General features: G+C 68.7%; 20 protein-coding genes. 15 read left to right on the top strand and 5 right to left on the bottom strand.

The window, feature by feature from the left end; translation table 11 throughout:
• The first annotated feature begins 1 nt into the window (after position 1).
• Genes H0523_RS16080 through H0523_RS16055 form a run of 6 tightly spaced genes read left to right on the top strand, consistent with a single transcriptional unit; the run spans position 2 to position 7,917 of the window.
• Positions 2-973 (top strand): tripartite tricarboxylate transporter substrate binding protein, encoded by a 972-nt coding sequence (locus tag H0523_RS16080; RefSeq protein WP_054433905.1) that lies wholly within the window; start codon positions 2-4, stop codon positions 971-973.
• A 38-nt stretch (positions 974-1,011) separates the two neighbouring features.
• The gene (locus tag H0523_RS16075) at positions 1,012-3,153 is read left to right on the top strand and encodes an acetate--CoA ligase family protein (RefSeq protein WP_054433903.1); all 2,142 of its coding nucleotides are present in this window, start codon (positions 1,012-1,014) and stop codon (positions 3,151-3,153) included.
• A 33-nt stretch (positions 3,154-3,186) separates the two neighbouring features.
• Positions 3,187-3,948: an SDR family NAD(P)-dependent oxidoreductase gene (locus H0523_RS16070; protein ID WP_054433901.1), complete on the top strand. Its 762-nt coding sequence runs from the start codon at positions 3,187-3,189 to the stop codon at positions 3,946-3,948.
• A 28-nt stretch (positions 3,949-3,976) separates the two neighbouring features.
• The gene (locus H0523_RS16065) at positions 3,977-5,203 is read left to right on the top strand and encodes an acyl-CoA dehydrogenase family protein (protein WP_054433900.1); all 1,227 of its coding nucleotides are present in this window, start codon (positions 3,977-3,979) and stop codon (positions 5,201-5,203) included.
• Complete coding sequence (locus H0523_RS16060; RefSeq protein ID WP_054433899.1) at positions 5,200-6,264, top strand: phosphotransferase family protein; 1,065 nt, start codon at positions 5,200-5,202, stop codon at positions 6,262-6,264. The genes H0523_RS16065 and H0523_RS16060 overlap by 4 nt, the downstream gene beginning before the upstream one ends.
• A 9-nt stretch (positions 6,265-6,273) precedes the next feature.
• Positions 6,274-7,917: an acyl-CoA synthetase gene (locus tag H0523_RS16055; RefSeq protein ID WP_054433897.1), complete on the top strand. Its 1,644-nt coding sequence runs from the start codon at positions 6,274-6,276 to the stop codon at positions 7,915-7,917.
• 51 nt (positions 7,918-7,968) lie between these two features.
• Here H0523_RS16055 and H0523_RS16050 read toward each other — a convergent pair whose 3' ends face one another.
• Positions 7,969-9,030 (bottom strand): YwqG family protein, encoded by a 1,062-nt coding sequence (locus H0523_RS16050; protein WP_054433895.1) that lies wholly within the window; start codon positions 9,028-9,030, stop codon positions 7,969-7,971.
• Between the two features lie 214 nt (positions 9,031-9,244).
• On the opposite strand from H0523_RS16050, the gene H0523_RS16045 reads away from it, so the two are divergent.
• The 9 genes from H0523_RS16045 to H0523_RS16005 all read left to right on the top strand — a co-directional run bounded on the left by H0523_RS16045 (position 9,245) and on the right by H0523_RS16005 (position 14,651).
• The gene (locus tag H0523_RS16045) at positions 9,245-10,156 is read left to right on the top strand and encodes a hypothetical protein (protein WP_054433892.1); all 912 of its coding nucleotides are present in this window, start codon (positions 9,245-9,247) and stop codon (positions 10,154-10,156) included.
• Between the two features lie 100 nt (positions 10,157-10,256).
• Positions 10,257-10,847 (top strand): cysteine hydrolase family protein, encoded by a 591-nt coding sequence (locus tag H0523_RS16040; protein ID WP_054433890.1) that lies wholly within the window; start codon positions 10,257-10,259, stop codon positions 10,845-10,847.
• Positions 10,848-10,855: 8 nt separating this feature from the next.
• Positions 10,856-11,380, top strand: coding sequence for a DUF4189 domain-containing protein (locus tag H0523_RS16035; RefSeq protein ID WP_054433888.1), 525 nt, complete (start codon positions 10,856-10,858; stop codon positions 11,378-11,380).
• A gap of 39 nt (positions 11,381-11,419) precedes the next feature.
• Entirely contained in the window at positions 11,420-12,052 is a 633-nt protein-coding gene (locus H0523_RS16030; protein ID WP_054433886.1) for a LysE family translocator, read from the top strand.
• A 9-nt stretch (positions 12,053-12,061) separates the two neighbouring features.
• Positions 12,062-12,763 (top strand): hypothetical protein, encoded by a 702-nt coding sequence (locus tag H0523_RS16025; protein WP_054433885.1) that lies wholly within the window; start codon positions 12,062-12,064, stop codon positions 12,761-12,763.
• Between the two features lie 49 nt (positions 12,764-12,812).
• Positions 12,813-13,379, top strand: coding sequence for a sugar O-acetyltransferase (locus H0523_RS32405; RefSeq protein WP_054433954.1), 567 nt, complete (start codon positions 12,813-12,815; stop codon positions 13,377-13,379).
• A gap of 61 nt (positions 13,380-13,440) precedes the next feature.
• Positions 13,441-13,779: a VOC family protein gene (locus tag H0523_RS16015; protein ID WP_054433953.1), complete on the top strand. Its 339-nt coding sequence runs from the start codon at positions 13,441-13,443 to the stop codon at positions 13,777-13,779.
• A 201-nt stretch (positions 13,780-13,980) separates the two neighbouring features.
• The gene (locus tag H0523_RS16010) at positions 13,981-14,253 is read left to right on the top strand and encodes an AbrB/MazE/SpoVT family DNA-binding domain-containing protein (protein ID WP_054433883.1); all 273 of its coding nucleotides are present in this window, start codon (positions 13,981-13,983) and stop codon (positions 14,251-14,253) included.
• Entirely contained in the window at positions 14,250-14,651 is a 402-nt protein-coding gene (locus H0523_RS16005) for a type II toxin-antitoxin system VapC family toxin (protein ID WP_054433881.1), read from the top strand. Before H0523_RS16010 ends, H0523_RS16005 begins: the two co-directional genes overlap by 4 nt.
• Positions 14,652-14,749: 98 nt before the next feature.
• On the opposite strand, the gene H0523_RS16000 is transcribed toward H0523_RS16005, so the two are convergent.
• The 4 genes from H0523_RS16000 to H0523_RS15985 all read right to left on the bottom strand — a co-directional run bounded on the left by H0523_RS16000 (position 14,750) and on the right by H0523_RS15985 (position 18,701).
• The gene (locus H0523_RS16000) at positions 14,750-15,175 is read right to left on the bottom strand and encodes a hypothetical protein (RefSeq protein WP_054433879.1); all 426 of its coding nucleotides are present in this window, start codon (positions 15,173-15,175) and stop codon (positions 14,750-14,752) included.
• Positions 15,176-15,312: 137 nt separating this feature from the next.
• Complete coding sequence (locus H0523_RS15995; RefSeq protein WP_054433877.1) at positions 15,313-15,627, bottom strand: helix-turn-helix domain-containing protein; 315 nt, start codon at positions 15,625-15,627, stop codon at positions 15,313-15,315.
• Entirely contained in the window at positions 15,624-16,154 is a 531-nt protein-coding gene (locus tag H0523_RS32280; protein WP_231689952.1) for a hypothetical protein, read from the bottom strand. The genes H0523_RS15995 and H0523_RS32280 overlap by 4 nt, the downstream gene beginning before the upstream one ends.
• Positions 16,155-16,271: 117 nt before the next feature.
• Positions 16,272-18,701: a TonB-dependent siderophore receptor gene (locus H0523_RS15985; protein ID WP_231689953.1), complete on the bottom strand. Its 2,430-nt coding sequence runs from the start codon at positions 18,699-18,701 to the stop codon at positions 16,272-16,274.
• Between the last annotated feature and the right edge of the window lie 23 nt (positions 18,702-18,724).

Genomic DNA, 18,724 nt, shown 5'->3' with positions numbered 1-18,724 from the left:
CATGCGCGCAATCGCAGCATGCCGCACGGCCCTGGCCGCGCTTTCCCTGGTGGCAGCCGCCGCCTCGGCCGGGCAGGACTGGCCCGCCAAACCCATCACCGTGGTTGTGCCCTATCCCCCGGGCGGCCCGACGGACATCGTGGCCCGCGTGGTCGCGCAGGGACTGGGCGACGAGCTCAAGCAGACCATCATCATCGACAACCGCTCGGGCGCCGGTGGCAACATCGGCGCCGACATGGTGGCCAAGGCCGCGCCCGACGGCTACACGCTGCTGCTGGCGACCACGGCCCACGCCATCAACATGTCGCTGTTCAAGAACCTGAACTACGACACCCGCAAGAGCTTCGCGCCGGTATCGCTGCTGACCAGCGGCCCGCTGGTGATCGTGACGCGGCCGGACCTGCCCGCCAGCAACGTGCGCGAGCTGATCGAGCTGGCCAAGTCGACGCCGGGCAAACTGACCTTCGCCTCGTCGGGCAATGGCCAGTCGACCCACCTGGCGGCCGAACTGTTCGGCGCCATGGCCGGCGTGCGCATGGTGCACGTGCCCTATCGCGGCAGCGCGCCGGCGCTGACGGACGTCATGGGCGGCCAGGCCGACATCATGTTCGACACCATGCTGTCGTCGATGCCCTACGTGAACGGCGGCAAGCTCAAGGCGTTGGCCGTGACCGGCGCGGCGCGCTCGCCCGCCGCGCCCAACGTGCCCACCGTGGCCGAGGCCGGACTGCCGGGCTACGAGGCCACCGCCTGGAACGGCCTGCTGGCCCCGGCCGGCACGCCCGCGTCGGTGGTGGACCGATTGAACAGCGCCTTGCAGAAGGTGCTGGGCCGCGCCGACATCCAGCAGAAATTCGCCGCGCAGGGCTTCGCCTCGGAATGGAAGACGCCCGCCGACACGGCGCGCTTCCTCGACGTCGAGGTCGATAAATGGGCCGGCGTGGTCAAGACTTCCGGCGCCACGGTCAACTGACCGCGCGCGCCCGCCTTCATCCTACCCAGGGGAGTTTCATGGCTTCTGTACCCACCGGCGACGCCAGCCTCGCGCGCCTGCTCGATCCGGCCTCGATCGCGATCGTCGGCGCTTCCGACAATCCGGACAAGATCGGCGGCCGGCCCATCCACTACATGCGGCGCCACGGCTATGCGGGCGCGCTGTACCCGATCAACCCGCAACGCGCCGAGGTCCAGGGCGAACGCGCCTGGCCCAGCCTGGCCGCGCTGCCCGCGGCGCCGGACCTGGCGATCGTGGCGGTGGCCGGCGAGCAGGCGGTGCGGGCCGTGGATGACTGCGCGGCGCTGGGCGTGGCGGCGGCCATCGTCATCTCGGCCGGCTTCTCGGAAACCGGCGAAGCCGGCCGCGCCCTGCAGGATGCGATGACGGCGCGCGCCCGCGCCGCCGGCATGCGCATCGTCGGCCCCAACTCGCAAGGCCTGGCCAACTTCGGCAACGGCGCCATCGCCAGCTTCTCCACCATGTTCCTGGAGGTGGAGCCGGGCGACGGGCCGGTGGCGGTCATCAGCCAGAGCGGCGGCATGTGCGCCATGGTCTACGGCCTGCTGCGCCAGCGCGGCATCGGCGTGCGTCACGTGCATGCCACCGGCAACGAGGCCGATGTGTCGGTCGCCGAACTGGCCTGCGCGACGCTGCGCGATCCGGAAGTCGGCTGCGTGCTGCTGTACCTGGAATCGCTGCGCGAGGCCGGCCCCCTGGCCGAGGCGGCGGCGCTGGCGCGGGCGCGCGGCGTGCCGCTGATCGTGGTCAAGTCGGGCCGCTCCGAGGCCGGCGCGCGCGCCGCGGCCTCGCATACCGGCGCGCTGGCCAACGAGGACCGCGCGGTCGATGCGTTCTTCGAACACCACGGCATCCTGCGGGCGCGCGATCCGCAGGAACTGGTGCGCTACGCCGAACTGGCCCTGCGCAGCCCCTTGCCGCAAGGCCCGCGCGTGGTGGTGGTCAGCAACTCCGGCGCCAGCTGCGTGCTGGCCTCGGACGCGGCCGCCGAGCGCGGCCTGGAGATCGCGCCGCTGGCCGATGCCACCCAGCAGGCGCTGGCCGAGCGCCTGCCCGGCTATGCCACCACCGTGAACCCGGTGGACATCACCGCCGCGCTGCTGTCGAACAACGGCCTGTTCGGCCAGGTGCTGCCCGTGATCGGCGCCGACCCGGCGGCCGACATGTTCCTGCTGGACATTCCGGTGGCGGGGCGCGGCTACGACGTGGCCTCGTTCGCGGCGGATGCCGCCGGCTTTGCACAGGCCGCTTCCAAGCCGGTCGTGGTGGTGGCGTGGCAGGACAACGTGGCCAGCGCATTCCGCGCGCGCGGCCTGCCGGTCTATGCGGACGAAATCCAGGCGATGGATGCGCTGTCGGCGCTGTTCCGTCTGCGCCGCTTGCGCGAGCGCGACGGCGTGATCCCGGCGCCACAAGACGCGGTGGCGGTCGATCCGGCGCCGGACGCGGCCGGCGGCTTCCTGTCCGAGGCGGCCAGCCTTGCGCTGCTGGCCGACAACGGGCTGGCGGTGATCGAGCACGCCGTCTGCCGCACGGCCGACGAGGCCGTCGCCGCGTGGCGCCGTATCGGCGCGCCGGTGGCGTTGAAAGCCTGCTCGGCACAACTGCCGCACAAGTCCGAGCACGGGCTGGTGGCGCTGGGACTGAACGACGAGGCCGCGCTGCGCGCGGCGTTTGCCCATCAGGCCCAAACCTTGGGTAAGCTGAACGTGCGGGATGGCGCCTGGCTGGTGGCGCGGATGCAGCGCGGCCTGCACGAATGCGCGTTGGGCGCGCGCGTCGATCCAGTGCTGGGGCCGGTCGTCATGATCGGCAGCGGCGGCAAATACGTGGAAGCGCTGCGCGACGTGGCGGTGCTGATGCCGCCGTTCGACGCCGCGCAGGTGATCGAAAAGCTGCGCGGCCTGCGCATCGGCACGCTGCTGCAAGGCGTGCGTGGCGATCCGCCGGCCGACGTCGAGGCGCTGGCGCGGCAGGCCGTGGCGCTGGGCGATTACGCATTGGCGGCCGGTCCGCGGCTGGCGTCGGTCGACATCAACCCGGTGATGGTCGGCGCGGTGGGGCAGGGCGCGGTGGCGGTGGATGCGCTGGTGGAACTTCATCCCGCCAGCCAGGCCGCGACCCGTGAGGCGGCGTAATGCCGCCGGCAGACAAACAAAGGAGACGCACCGATGTTTGAAGACCTGAAATCCAAGACCGCGCTGGTCACCGGCGCCTATAGCGGACTGGGCCGCCACTTCGCACTGCGGCTGGCGGAAGCCGGCGCGCGCGTGGCCTTGTGCGGCCGCCGGACCGAACTGGGCGACGCGCTGGCGCAGGAGATCCGCGGCCATGGCGGCCAGGTCTGCGTCGCGGCCATGGACGTCACCCAACCCGACAGCGTGCAGGCGGCGTTCGCGCAGGCGGAACAGGCGCTCGGCCCGATCGACATCGTCATCAACAACGCCGGCATCGCCATGACGCGCCCCGCGCTGGAGATCAGCGAGGACGAGTGGACCGGCCTGATCGACGTCAACCTGAACGGCGCGTGGCGGGTGGCGCAGTGCGCCGCGCGCCACTTCCACGGCCACGGCCGGCCCGGCGCCATCGTCAACATCGCCTCGATCCTGGGCCAGCGCGTGGCCTCGCACGTCGCCGCCTACACCGCCGCCAAGGCCGGCCTGCTGCACCTGACCCGCGCCCTGGCGCTGGAATGGGCGCGCCACGGCATCCGCGTGAACGCGCTGGCGCCCGGCTACATCGGCACCGACCTGAACCGCGATTTCTTCGCCACGCCCGCCGGCGAGGCCCTGGTCAAGCGCATCCCGCAGCGCCGCCTGGGCCGTCCGCAGGACCTGGACGGCCCCTTGCTGCTGCTGGCCTCCGATGCCTCCGCCTACATGACGGGCGCGGTCATCGACGTCGACGGCGGCCACCTGGCCAGCTCGCTCTGAACCCGCATCCCCATCCGGAGACCCCGCCATGGATTTTTCGCTGCCCCCTGAACTGGAAGACTACCGCCAGCGCGTGCGCGCCTTCGTCGACCGCGAGCTGATTCCGCTGGAAGCCGACCGCGCCAACTACGACGACCACGAGAACATCGACGGAGCCCTGCTGGACCGCGTCCGCGCCAAGGCCCGCGAGGCCGGCCTGTGGGCGCTGCAGATGCCGCGCCAGCGCGGCGGCCAGGGCCTGCCGATGGTGGGCCTGGCCGCCTGCTACGAAGAAATGAACCGCTCCATCTTCGGCCCGGCCGCCTTCAACGCCGCCGCGCCCGACGACGGCAACATGCGCGTGCTGGCGCAGGTGGCGCGGCCCGACCAGCAGGACCGCTGGCTGCAGCCCATCATCGACGGCAAGGTGCGCTCGTCCTTCGTGATGACCGAACCCAACCCCGGCAGCGGCTCGGACCCGTCGATGATGCGCACCACCGCCACGCGCCAGGGCGACAAATGGCTGATCCACGGCCGCAAGTGGTTCATCACCGGCGCTGGCGCGGCACAGCATTTCATCCTGATCGCGCGCACCTCGGACGACGCCCGCAAGGGCCTGTCGGCCTTCCTGTTCGACGCCGACCAGCCCGGCTGGCGCATCGTGCGCCGCATCCCCATCATGGGCCCGGAAGAACACGGCGGCCATTGCGAACTGGAATTCGACGGTCTCGAAATCCCCGACGAAAACCGCCTGATGGAAGTGGGCGACGGCCTCAAGCTGACGCAGATCCGCCTCGGCCCGGCGCGCCTGACGCACTGCATGCGCTGGCTTGGCCTGGCGCGGCGCGCCATGGCGGTGGCGGTGGACTACGTCGGCGAACGCAGCAGCTTCGGCCAGAAGCTGGCCGACCGCGAAGGCGTGCAATGGCTGCTGGGCGACGCCGCCATGCAGATCGAGATCGGCCGCCTGCTGACCATGCGCGCCGCCGCGCGGCTGGACCAGGGCGACTTCGCGCGCAAGGAGATCTCCATGGCCAAGATCGTCGTGTCGGAAACCCTGCACAAGGTGGTCGACACCGCCCTGCAACTGAACGGCGCGCGCGGCTATTCCAAGGACACGCCGCTGGAATGGATCTACCGCTACGCGCGCCAGGCGCGGCTGGTGGACGGCGCCTCCGAAGTCCACAAGATGGTGCTGGCGCGCTACCTGATGGACCAGGGCGATGCGTTCTGGCAGTGGGACGCCGCGGACGCGCCGCGCAAGGCGCTGGTATGAGCGCGCCCGATCCGGCTACCAACGCCGCCCCCGACTGGCTGCCCGCCCTGGCCGCCTACCTGTCGGCCCAGGGCCTGGGCAACGCCGACGGCCTGCGCGCGCGGGCCTTGACGGGCGGCCAGTCCAATCCGACCTACCTGCTGGAAGACGCCAGCGGCGCGCGCGTGCTGCGCAAGCAGCCGCCCGGCGCGCTGCTGCCCTCGGCCCACGCCATCGACCGCGAATACCGCGTCATGGCCGCGCTGGCCGGCACCGCCGTGCCGGTGCCGGCGATGCTGCACTATTGCGCCGACCCTTCCATCGTCGGCACGCCGTTCTACCTGATGAGCTACGCCCGCGGCCGCGTCTTCATGGACCCGGCGCTGCCGGGCCTGGCGCCCGCCGAACGCGCTGCGCTCTACGCCGAGACCGGCCGCGTGCTGGCCGCGCTGCACGCCGTGGAACCGGCCGCCGTCGGCCTGGCGGACTACGGCAAGGCCGGCGACTATTTCGCGCGCCAGGTAGCGCGCTGGACCCGCCAATACCGCGACACCGAAACCACGCCCATCGCCGCCATGGACGCGCTGATCGACTGGCTGCCGCAGCATCTGCCCCACGACGACCAGACCCGCCTGGTGCACGGCGACTACCGCATCGACAACCTGGTGTTCGCGCCCGACGCGCCGCGCGCCATCGCCCTGCTGGACTGGGAACTGTCCACGCTGGGCCATCCGCTGGCGGACCTGGCCTATCACTGCATGTGCTGGCGCATCCCGCCGGCCCTGTGGCGCGGCATCGCCGGCCTGGACCTGGCGGCGCTGGGCATACCCGACGAAGCCGCGTTCGTGCGGGCTTATTGCGAGGCGCGCGGCATCGCGCCGCCGGCCAACTGGGACTTCTACCTGGCCTACAGCTTCTTTCGCATCGCCGCCATCCTGCAGGGCGTGTATGCCCGCGCCCGCGCCGGCAACGCCGCCGCCACGGACGCGCTGGAGATGGGCGCGCGCGTCGAACCGCTGGCCGCGCTCGGCTGGCAGGCCGCGCAACGCGAATCCGCACGCCTGGCCGCCGCCGGCCACTAGGAGCGCATCATGACCCCACCGTCCACCGACGCGCTGCCGCGCAACGCCGCCAACCACCAGCCGCTGACGCCGCTCGGCTTCCTGCAATGGGCCGCCGCCGTCTACCCGGAACGCGCCGCGCTGCTGCACGGCGACCGCAGCCAGAGCTGGCGCGTCACCGACGAACGCTGCCGCCGCATGGCCGCGGCGCTCGCCGCCTGGGGCGTGCGTCGTGGCGACGTGGTGGCGGTGCTGGCGCCCAACACGCCGGCCCTGTACGAAGCGCACTTCGGCGTGCCGATGGCCGGCGCGGTGCTGAACGCGCTCAACACCCGCCTGGACGCGCGCACGCTGGCGTTCATCCTGGAACACGGCGGCGCCACCGTGCTGCTGTACGACAGCGAATACGCCGCCCTGGTGCGCGAAGTGCTCGGCCACCTGCGCGCGCCGCCGCGCACCGTGCGCATCGAAGACAGCGAATACGCTGGCCCCCACGGCGACCTGGGCGACGCGGAATACGAAGCCTGGCTCGCCGCCCAACCGGCCGACGCCCCCTGGGAAGGGCCGCCGGACGAATGGGACAACCTGTGCCTGAACTACACCTCCGGCACCACCGGCAACCCCAAGGGCGTGCTCTATCACCACCGCGGCGCCTACCTCAACGCCACCGGCAACGTGCTGGCCTGCGGCATGCCGCCGCACGCCGTCTACCTGTGGACGCTGCCCATGTTCCACTGCAACGGCTGGTGCTTCCCGTGGACTCTGGCGGCGCTGGCCGGCACCAGCGTCTGCCTGCGGCGCGTGGAACCGGCCGCCATCTTCGAGGCCATCCGCCGCCACCAGGTCGGCTTCTTCTGCGCCGCCCCCGTGGTGCTGAACATGCTGGTCAACGCCCCCGCCGACGTGCGCCATCGCGCCACGCACCGCGTGCAGGCCATGACCGGCGGCGCCGCGCCGCCCGCCGCCATCATCGAAGCCATGGAGCAGCTGGGCATAGGCGTCACGCACCTGTACGGCCTGACCGAGACCTACGGCCCGTCGATCAGCTGCGCCTGGCATGAGGAATGGGACGACCTGCCGCTGGCCGAGCGTGCCGCGCTCAAGGCCCGCATCGGCGTGCGCAAGCTCAACGTCGAAGCCGTGCAGGTGATGGACGCCGCCATGCGGCCGGTGCCGGCCGACGGCGTCACGCTGGGCGAGATCATGCTGCGCGGCAATACCCTCATGAAAGGCTATCTGCGCAACCCCGACGCGACCGCCGAAGCCTTCGCGGGCGGCTGGTTCCACTCCGGCGACCTGGCCGTGGTGCACCCGGACGGCTACATCGAGATCAAGGACCGCGCCAAGGACATCATCATCTCCGGCGGCGAAAACATCTCGACCGTCGAGATCGAAAGCGTGCTGTACCGCCACCCCGACGTGCTGGAAGCCGCCGTGGTGGCGCGCCCCGATGCAGTGTGGGGCGAAACGCCCTGCGCCTTCGTCACGTTGAAAGAGGGCGCATCGCGCAGCGCGGACGAGTTGATCGCCTATTGCCGCGAACACCTGGCGCGCTTCAAGACGCCGCGCACCGTGGTGTTCGGCGCCTTGCCCAAGACCTCGACCGGCAAGATCCAGAAGTTCGTGCTGCGCGAGCAGGCGGCGGCGTTGGCGGATCGCGATCCGCCGAACTGAGGAGCGAGGTCCGGCGGTTCGCGCCCGCCCGGGCCTCGCGACGACGTCACGCTAATCGCATTGATACGTGACGCGCGCCAGATCGAACCGGCGCGCCGCGATGTCCTGCTCGCGCATCAGCACGTAGTAGGCGCCCGGCTGCGGAATGCCGGCACGCGGATCCGCGCCGATCTGCAACACCAGCCGCCAGTCGCGCGCCCCCGGCAGCAGGGCCTGCGCGGCCTCGCTGCGCCAGACCTCGCTGCCGCCGCAGTCCAGACCGTGCGACACCAGCTGGCAAGTGGCCTGCATGCCGTTCTGCAAGGACTGCGGATGGCCGCCAAGCTGATGGTTGTCGCGGCCGTCCATGTCCGGCGTGCCGAACTGCGAGCGCCAATCCTGGTAGCCGTCGTAGAGATCGTCGTCGTCGAGCTTGAACGCGTCCCAGCCCGCGTCGTCCACGCCGATCGGCGTCAACACGGTGCGCGCCGCCACCGGCGCGCCGGGGAACACGCAGGTCCATTCCTCATCCGACAGCGCGACAAGCTGCGCTGGCGCCGGTGCCCGCGTCAGCATCGCGGCGGGCGTGCTGTCCCACAGCACGCGCCAGCCCACCGAAGCCGCCGGCGTGAAGCTCTCGGCCTGCTCCAGGAAATCGTAGAACACCAGCAGGCGACCCTCGCTCGGCAAGGCGGCGTCGAATCCCGCCTGCCGCGACAGCGTGGCCAGATCGAACTGCCCCAGGAACGTCAGCGGAAACGTCGTCTCCACCGCATCTGCCCGGGCGCGGGCATCGGCGGCAAAACGCACGCCTTGCGCCGGGGTCATCCACGAGCCCTTTTTTTTGGAATCCGCCAGCAGGCGGTCGGCCTCCTGGCGATGCCCCGCGGCGCGCGCGCCCGCGTCCGGATAGGCGGGCCGCGTCGGCCAGGCCATGCCCGGCGGCAGGTCGGGGCGCCCGCCGATCTTGCTGGCGCCCAACGGGATGGCGTCCTCGTCGCCGGCGGTGGTTGCCAGCAGCAGCGCGGGGCGCGCTTGCGCCAGCAGGCGATCGATGACGGCGCGAGGCAGGTCGGTGTCGGCCAGCGAACGCTGCAAGGCGTCGTGGTCCGCGGGCAGCGGCTTGAAGTCCATCGGCGCATCCTTTCCCGGCGGTCGCGCTCTGCCGGCATGGGGTGGGTGTCGGAGACGAAAGCGCCATTCTAGGACAGCGACGCGTCCCCGCTCGCCTTGCAGTCGGACACAATTGGCAAACTGCTGTCCGACGCCAACCCCGGCCGCCCACTAAGATGGCGCCGCATCATGCGCCACGGTGCGCCTACCGAAGACCGATGAGAAAAAGTCCGATATGAAAACGCGTCTGAACGTCCGCCCATCCTCCCGTCGTCCGCTGCTGCGCGCCACGCTGGCCAGCCTGTGCCTCGCCACGCTGGGCGCGCTCGCCGGCCCGGCCGCCATCGCCGCCGAGCCCGCCGCCACCGCGCCGCGCCTGGATGCGGTCCAGGGCGCCGCCGCCGCCGTGACGCCGCCCGACGCGGCCACCGTGCTCTATTACATTTATCAAATCGACGGCAAGGGCGCCGATTCCTACGAAGTGGCCAACGGCAGCGTCGCCACCTACTGGTTCGGCCATGCCTTCGAGCTGGGCGGCACGCAGTACTTCACCGGCTTCGCCTGGGACACCCGCGAGAAATACGGCAAGCCCGGCGAAGACGAAGTCGGCCCGGAGACCCAGGTCAACCTGGCCGAGTCCACCTTCACCCTGACCGGCTCCAGCGCCGAACGCCCCTGGAAGTTCCGCGGCATGGAGCACACCATCGGCATGTTCGGCGCCTACGAGCGGCCCGAGGCCATCGACACCCGCCGCAAGCCGCTCGAATACCGCACCCCGGCCGGCAAGCTGGTGCTGGCCGTGCCCACGCAGGGCTTCGACAACGGCACCAGCTTCGAGGGCTACGCGCTGTTCGTCTTCAACATCGGCCCGCGCGACGAACTCAAGGACAACGTCTGGACCTACGTCGGCAGCCTCATCACCGGGGACGACAACAGCGCCGCCTGCGCCGACGGCGACGTCATGCCGTGCGTGTCCAAGACCGGCAAGCTGACCTTCACCGCGCAGAACGGCGGCGACATGCCCAGGATCACCGTCACCCCCAGCGGCAGCGAAATCTCCGGCCCGGGCAAGACCCGCCAGCTGGGCGCGGCCGACGCCGTCAGCTACGTCTACGACGCCGCCAGCAAAAAGTACGCCGAGAAGTAAGCCACCCCGCGGGGCGGCGCTGGCCGGCATGGCCCGCGCCGCGGCCCCGCGACTGCCGCTACACTGACAGGTCATGACGCACGTCTTCACGGAACGGACCATGACCTCCCAGCCCCCGGCCATCATCCCCGCGCGCACCGCGCTGTTGGTCATGCACTACCAGACCGACATCATGGACCTGTTCCCGTCGGTCGCCCCCCGGCTGCTGGCCGACGCGCGGCAACTGTGCGATGCCGCGCGCCAGGCCGGTGTGAGCGTCTACTTCGCCAAGATCCATTTCAGTCCCGGCTACCCGGAAGTCAGCCCGCTCAACAAGAACGGGCAGGGCATCCGGCAGCTGGGCCGCTTCGTGCATGACCGCGTCTCGCCCGAACTCGGCCGGCGCGACGACGAGCCCCTCATCCTGGCCCACCGCGCCAGCGTGTTCTTCGGCACCGACCTGCAGCCGCGCCTGTCCGCCCAGGGCATCGACACCCTGATCATGGCGGGCGTCGCCTCCACCGGCGTCATGCTGTCGTCCATCGCCCACGCCAGCGACGCCGACTACCGTCTCCTGACCGTCAAGGACTGTTGCTACGACCCCGACCCGGTCGTGCACGACCACCTGTTCGCGACCGCTTTCGAGTCCCGCACGACCGTGCTGTCGCTGGACGCCGCCCTGTCCCTGCTGGGCGGTCTATCGAACGAATGAGTTGACCCATGCGTACCCTGATCATTGCCTCCTTTGTCATCGCCCTGAACTTCTCGGCCGCCGGCGCGGCGCAAGCCGAACAAGGCTGCCCGGACGGCTACGCGCCCAGCGTCGGCACGCCCGGCCAGCAATGCGTGCCGATCCCCGTGGAGATCGCGCCCGCCGCGGGCGACGCGTCCACCCCCGCGTCGGGCAACGCCCAGCGCTGGGGCGCCGTGGCGTATGACGCCCCCTCGGGCTCGATCGGCATTTCGGCCGACCGGACCAGCAAAGCCAAGGCAGAGAAAGACGCGCTGGCCCAATGCGCCACCAAGGGCGGCGCCCGCTGCGCCATCAACACCACCTATCACGACCAGTGCGTGGCGGTGGCCTATGGCCCGTCGCCCAAGGGCAGCGGCGTCGTGATCAACTCCGCCCTCGCCGCCAGCGAAGAACTGGCCCGCATGCGCGCGCTGGAGACCTGCGGCAAAGACGCCGGCGGCAGCTGCCAGACGTTCTACGCCGGTTGCAGCCTGCCCCCGGCGGCCCAGTAATCGACGCCGCGCCGGCCCGCCATTCTCGAAGGACCTTCCATGCTTGACCCCGCCACCCTTGTCCTCTTCGGCGGCGCCTGCGTCGCCCTGGCCATGACGCCCGGCCCCGACATGCTGCTGATCGCCTCGCGCAGCGCCGCCCAGGGCAAGGGCGCCGGCTTCGCCTCGCTGGCGGGCATCCAGGCCGGCACCTACTGCCACGCGCTGCTGGCCGCCTTCGGCCTGTCGCAGCTGTTCGTGGCGGTGCCCATGGCCTACGACGCGGTGCGCTTCGCCGGCGCGCTCTACCTGCTGTACCTGGCCGTGCGCACCTTCCGCAGCAAGCCCGCGCAGAGCGTGCCCGACGCCGGCAGGGCCCGCTCGCCGGTGCGCGAGGTCTTCATGCAAGGCCTGCTGACCAACCTGCTCAACCCCAAGATGGCGCTGTTCGTGCTGGCGCTGTTCCCGCAGTTCGTGCGGCCGCAGGACGGCTCGGTGGCCCTGCAGATCCTGGTGCTGGCCACCATCCTCAACGTCATCGGCCTCTTCATCAACGGCGCCGTCATCCTGGCCGCGCACCAGCTCAGCCGGCGCTGGGCCGGACGGCAGCGCGTGTCGCGCTGGCCGCAGTACGTCCTGGGCTCGGTATTCCTGGCCCTGGCCTTGCGCCTGGCCACCGCCAACCGCACCTGACGCGCGCCCATGCAGAAAATCGAAGGCCAGGCATTCCGGATGGCCCTGGACAAGGGCAATGCGCATTTCCACGACCTGCATCTGCGCGACTGCGCCTTCGACAACTGCGGCCTGTCGATGGTCAAGTCTCCGCGGCGCATGTCGCGTGTACAGCACCTGCGGCTGTCCCAATGCCGCGTGACGAATTCAGAGATCAAGCCGTGCGTGTTCGAGGACGTGGTGGTCGAAGACCTGTCCACCAACCCCATCCTGCTGGTGTGGGCCTCGTTCTTTCGCCGCGTCACGCTCAAGGGCAAGATCGGCAAGCTCAATCTCAACCTGACGCCCGAAGCGTTCTGCACGGACGCGGACCGGCTGCAGCAATTCGAGACCGCCCGCGCCGCGTTCTATGCCGAGACCGACTGGGCGCTGGACATCAGCGAAGCCAAGCTGCTCGGACTGCGTTGCGAAGGCGTGCCGCTGCACCTGATCAGGCGCGATCCGCGGACCCAGGTGATCCTGGACAAGCGCGGCCGCTATCGTGGCCAACCGGCGCTGGACGCGGGCTTCGCCAAGGCCTTTCCCGTCGCCGACAGCGTGCTGCGCGGCTTCGACGAATCCGACAAGCCGGCCATGCTGCTGACCGCATCGCTGGGCGCGCCGAAGAAGCGGCGCGACGAGGAGCTGGGCGCGATCGCCGAACTCAGGACCCTGGGATTCCTGGAGGATTGAGCCTCATGACGCAGCGGCCTCATAACGCAACGGCCTCATGACAATGACCATGGACAATGACGATCGCACCTTGGTGATCCCCCGGCGCACACCCGCATCCGCCGCCATGACCGCGAACGTCAAGCGGGCCATGGCGCTTACCGCCGAGTTGAACCGCCTGACCTTCAACGACGCCGATGCCGTCCGCGCCCTGCTCAGCGAATTGATCGGCCAGCCCGTCGATGACAGCGTCCTGCTGATCCCGCCGTTCTACACCACCGGCGGCCCCGACATCCGGCTCGGACGCAATGTCTTCATCAACCAGAACTGCACCTTTTACGACCTGGGCGGCCTGTCCATCGCCGACGATGTGATGATCGGGCCGAACGTGAGCCTCATCACCTCCGGCCACCCGCTCGCGCCATCGCAACGGCGCGATTTCGTCACCGCCAGACCCATCGCGATCGAAAGAAACGTCTGGATTGCCGCCGGCGCCACCGTCATCGGCGGCGTGACCGTCGGCGAGAATTCGGTCGTGGCGGCGGGGTCCGTCGTCACCAGGGACGTGCCGCCGAACACCCTGGTGGCGGGCAACCCCGCGCGCGTGGTCCGGTCCCTCGAAGAGCCTGAAGGATAAAACCACGGCCGGGCGATCCATGAAGGAATCGTGTGGCCCCCCCATCGCGCAGGACATCGCCATGCCTCTTTCCGCCTTGTTGCACACCACCGATCTCGCCGCGACCCGCGACTTTTACGGGTCTGTGCTGGGCTTCACCGTCACCGACTCCGCCGAAGGCACGCTCACGGTCGAGAAACACGGCGGCCGGCTGATCTTCACCACGCTCGACCTGTGGCAGCGGGCGCCGGGATTCAGCGGCACCCTGTATTTCTCGCTTCCCGATGTCGAAGCGTTCTATCGGCAGATCAAGGACAAGACGCCCATCGCGTGGCCATTGCAACGCATGGCGTATGGCTCCCATGAGTTCGGGCTGGTGGATGGCAACGGATATACGCTGGCGTTTGTGCAGGGGGTTTGACGAAGACCCGGGCAAATCAGACCGGCGGCTGTGTGGGATGAGAAGCCCTGGTGTTACCTTCAATCGACTGCAAAAGTCGGTTGCAGCGTTTGTGGCCGGCGATAGACGACCACCATGCCAAGCCAGTCCTCTTTTATTGAACCGGTTTTTCTTCCTCGTCCATGGCATATACAATTTGGCATATGCCAAAAGGAAGAAGCCATGACGATTCCGACCTCCCCCGCCAAACCCCGCGAAGCCAAGCTCTTTCGCAACAACCGCAGCCAGGCGGTGCGCATTCCGGCAGAGTTCGAATTGCCAGGTGATCGTGTGCTGATCCATCGTGAGGGCACGAAGCTCATCATCGAACCGGTAATCGGGCCGCGCGACATCGTGGAATTGTTGGTCCAATGGCGACAAGACGAACCGCTTGGGCCGGAAGACCAATTTCCGGACATCGCCGACGCGCCGCTCAAGCCGGAGGACGTCCTGTGAGCGGTTATCTGCTGGACACCAACATCATCAGTGCGCTGCTGCGTGATCCCAACGGCCCGGCGGCCCGCCACATCGAGCGGGTAGGCCCAAAGAGGATATTCACCAGTATCGTCGTCGCGGCGGAACTGCGCTACGGCTGCGCCAAGAAGGGGTCCGCGAAGCTGCAAGCGAAAGTCGAAAGCCTGCTGAGCGCGCTCCCTGTACTGCCCCTGGATGTGCCCGTCGACATCAAGTACGGCAGCCTGCGCGCTGAACTGGAAGCCGCTGGCGAGCCGATTGGTGCAAACGATCTGTGGATAGGCGCACACGCCTGCACGCTCGGGCTGACGCTGGTGACGGGTAATACCCGGGAATTCGAGCGTATCCCCGGACTCGCCGTGGAAAACTGGCTGGCCTGAATCGATCACATCGTCTCGTTGCTTTAGCAGCATCGAGACCACGTGCCCCGATGCCGCCAATCTGCAAAAGGCGGTTTCGAACCTGCAACAACGGCGGCTTATTCAGCCCTGGCCTTCATCGAATGCTTCGGCGCCCGGTAATGCGTCGGCACCTTCGGCTCCCTGCGCGTGATGGCCGTTGGCGCGCCTCCCGGCGCCGCCAGCGCCTGCGCCAGCAACTTGGCGAACATCTTGCGGATGGCGGAATTGCTGTCGTTCACATCCTGCTTGCAATACAACCGGAACAGCCAGAATTGCCGCTCGGCGTCGCACCAGTAATAGATGACTCGCAAGCCGCTGCGCTTGCCCCGGCTGCGCTGCGGATCAACGTAACGCAGCTTGCGCAGCCCGCCGGTGCCTTCGATGACGACGCCGGCCTCGGGCAGTTTCAACATCAGGCATTGCAGCGCGCGAAATTCGTCGTCGGCCAGAAATTCCTCGCGGTGGCGAGAGAATTCGGGCAGCTCGACAAACAGGGCATTCATGGCAACGCACGCGTATCGCGTCTGGGGATCGACTGAAGCCCATTTTGACGGGCTTCATGTCGTCCATGCGTGTGCTGGGCGTGGGTTTCGGACGAAGCGAATGACGCTGCCTTGTGGCTGCAAGACGCGCCTTGCGCTTACACGACTGCCAGTCGTTCCACGGTATCGGGGAATCTCTCGACCAGACGAATCAGCAAGGCCGCCTGCGCATTCGGCTTGGCGCGGCCTTGCTCCCAGTTTTCCAACGTGCGAGGGTTGGTGCGCAGATAGTGCGCGAATACCTGCCGCGACAGGTGCAAGCGCTCGCGCAGAGCCAGCAGCTCTTCCGCGGTCACCTCCGGTGCGGGATTGCGTTCTACTTTGTGCGTGCGCAAGGTTCGCTTGCCCGCTCGCTCATCGGCAAGCGCATCGAGGCCCTCGGCTATTTCCGCATACAAATTCCGCTTTTTCATCGCCGCGCCTCGCGTTCCGCTTCCAACATGCTTTTGAGCAATTTCCTGTCCCTAGCGGTCAGGTCGTTCATTTCGTCCTTGTCATACAGCGTGAACAGCCAGAACTGAGATCGGCCATCCCACCAGTAGTAGATGACTCGCAGGCCGCCACGTTTACCCTTACCACGCCGCGGATCGCCAAACCGCAATTTGCGCAATCCACCTGTGCCTTCGATGACATCCCCAGCCTCCGGGCGTTGCATCATGGCTTGCTGCAGGGCATGAAAGCCATCGTCGTCGAGATAATCCGTGCGATGACGGGAAAACGCGGGTAATTCGACAAAAAGGGCTTTCATTAAAATGTACGCAAGTTGCGTATAAAAATCAACAGAGCAAAGACGCACAAAGGTGCCAGCGCGATCAAGACGAATCGGCGGAGCTGGAGTATGGAATGCCGGCAATAGCCAGGAGAGCCATTTTGGCGAGGTTGCCTTCTCAAGCGGATACGCAGCAGCTGATATCCGACCAACAGAAAAGAAAGTCGACATTGCATCGACGCAAGGCCCCGCTGCGTATCAACAGCGAGCCGACCCGCGCGATCGGCTCGCCGTTCACTCAACCCGTCGCGTCAGACATCGACTAAACGCTGTGCCCCAGGCAACGCGCTAGAACCGCCCCCGCAACGTCAACAACACGCTGCGCGGCGCGCCATAGTTGTTGCGGTTCTCCACGTACCCCGGGTACTCGTAATACACCTTGTCGAACAGGTTGTTCACGTTCAGCGCCGCCGTCCAGTGCGAGGTCAGGTCGTACGCCACCCGCGCATTCCACACGCTGTACGACGGCCGCCGCACCTTCGAGATGCTGTTGGTCAGCGCGCTCTGCCAGTTCACGCCGGCGCCCAGGCTCAGGCGGTTCCACTCGTCCGGCAGCCGGTATTCGCTCCAGACGCGCAGCAGGTGGCGCGGGGTTTCCTCGCTGAAGGTCTGGCCTTCGCGGTCGGGGTCGCTCAGGTACTTGTTGCTGTTGAAGGTGTAGCCGGCCGCCAGTTGCAGGCCGGTCATCACCTCGCCGCTCAGCTCGGCCTCGAAGCCCTGGCTGCGCACCTTGCCGGCGGCGCGCGAGCAATAGCCGCCGTTGCACACCGGGCCGGCCTCGTAGTCCTGCACCGCGCGGTTCTTCTGGTCGATGCGGTAGACGGCGAACGAGGTATTGAGTTTGCCGTCCATCAGCTCGCCCTTGATGCCGGCCTCGTAGTTGGCGCCGACGATGGGTTTGAGGATGCTGCCGTCCAGCGTGGTGGCGGTCTGCGGCTCGAAGATGTCGGCGTAGCTGGTGTAGACCGACCAGTTCGGCGTCAGCGCGTACACCAGCCCCAGGAACGGCGTGAACTCGGCGCTGGCCTTGCTGGTGCTGACGTCGCTCCAGGTGGCCGCCTGCGTGCTGTAGCGGCTCTCGAACCAGCTGAAGCGGCCGCCCGACACCAGCGTCAGGTCATCCGTCAGGCTGCTGCGCAACTGCGCGTAGACGCCTTTCTGCACGTGCGGCTCATAGCGCGAGGTGCGCTGCGAATCCGGGAAGCTGTCCGGCCTGGGCACGCGCGCAGCCGGGCGGAACACGTCCAGCGGCAGGTAGTTGGAGGCGTACTCGATGCGGTCGGTGGACTTGAGCCGCGACAGGCTCACGCCCACCACCAGATCCTGCTGCATGCCGAAGGTGGTGAAGCGCCCGTTCACGTTGGCGTCAAAGCCGATGTGCCGCGCCGACTTGTCGTAGTTCCAGGCGTTGCGCATCGGCCCCATCCGCGTCACCGGGTCCACCGCGCCCGTCGCGTCCAGCGCCGTGGTCAGGCTCTCTTCCTTGACGTAGGTGGCGGCGATCTTCAGGCGCCAGTCGTCGTTGAAGCGGTGCGTCAGGTCGGCGAACAGCTGCGTCTCGTCGCGATCCCACTTGTTCCAGTCCGCCCCCAGGAAGGTCGACCGCTTCAGGCCCAGCGAGCTGCCGTCGCTGTAGCGCGGCAGGCCGCCGAAGAAGGGCGTGGAACGCAGCCGCGACACCAGCACGCCCGCGCCCAGCGTAGTGCGCGGCGTCAGGTCGTAGTCGAGCGCGGCGTACAGGTTGGTGTCGCGCTCCTTGACCACGTCGATGAACGAACCCTTGGTGTCGTAGTCCAGCACCGCGCGGCCGCGCAGGCTGCCGTCGGCGTTGAGCGCGCCGCCCGCGTCCAGCATGCCGCCGTAGTGGTCCCACGACCCGGCGCGCGCTTCCATCAGCACCTGCGTCTCGGCGGTCGGGCGCTTGCGCACCAGGTTGACCGAGCCGCCCGGCTGGCCCGCGCCCTCGAACAGCCCCTGCGCGCCGCGGAACACCTCGACGCGGTCCAGATAGGCGGTGCTGCCGGTGAAGCTGTTGCCCACCGCATAGAAGCTGCGCGACAGCGGCACGCCGTCGTACTGGATATTGCTGATCTTGAACCCGCGCGAATAGAAATTGCGCCCGCCGTCCGCCACTTCGCTGATGGTCACGCCGGTGGTGTTCTCCAGCACCTCGCTGATGGTGGCCAGGTTCTGGTCGTCGATGCGCTTGCGCGTCACCACCGTGACCGACTGCGGAATGTCCTTGAGCGCCTGCTCCGTCTTGCCGATGGTCGCCGCGCTGGCCGCGTACGACTGCGAGCCCTCGGTATGGGCGTGGTACGTGCCGCTCACCAGCACCGGCGACAACGTGCTGACGCCGGTGCGCGGCTCGGCCTCGATGCGGATGCCGCCATCGACATTGACCGCGCGATAGCCCGTGCCCGCCAACAGCGCGCGCAAGCCGTCCGCCGTGTCGAAGGCGCCGTTCAACCCGGCGCTGCGCGCCCCCGCCAGCTGCGCGGACGAATACGCCAGCGAGATCCCCGCCTGCCGCGCGAACGCCGACAGCGCGTCATTCAAAGGCCCGGGCGCGATGGCATAGACGCGCGCCGACGCGGTCGCCGCCTGCGTCGCGGGCGGCGCGGCCTGGGCGCGCGCCGGAGCCGCGCTCGTCAACGCGCCCAGGGCCACCATCAACGGCAGCAGCGCAACAGGGGAAAGGGAAGGGCAGGCGCGCAAGCAAGCCCGGTCACCGGGCGGCG

This window comes from Achromobacter insuavis (assembly GCF_902859645.1).
In the GTDB taxonomy this organism is placed as follows: Bacteria; Pseudomonadota; Gammaproteobacteria; order Burkholderiales; family Burkholderiaceae_B; genus Achromobacter; species Achromobacter insuavis.
The sequence above is the reverse complement of the archived record's forward strand: the minus strand, read 5'-3'. Positions and strand labels throughout refer to the sequence as shown.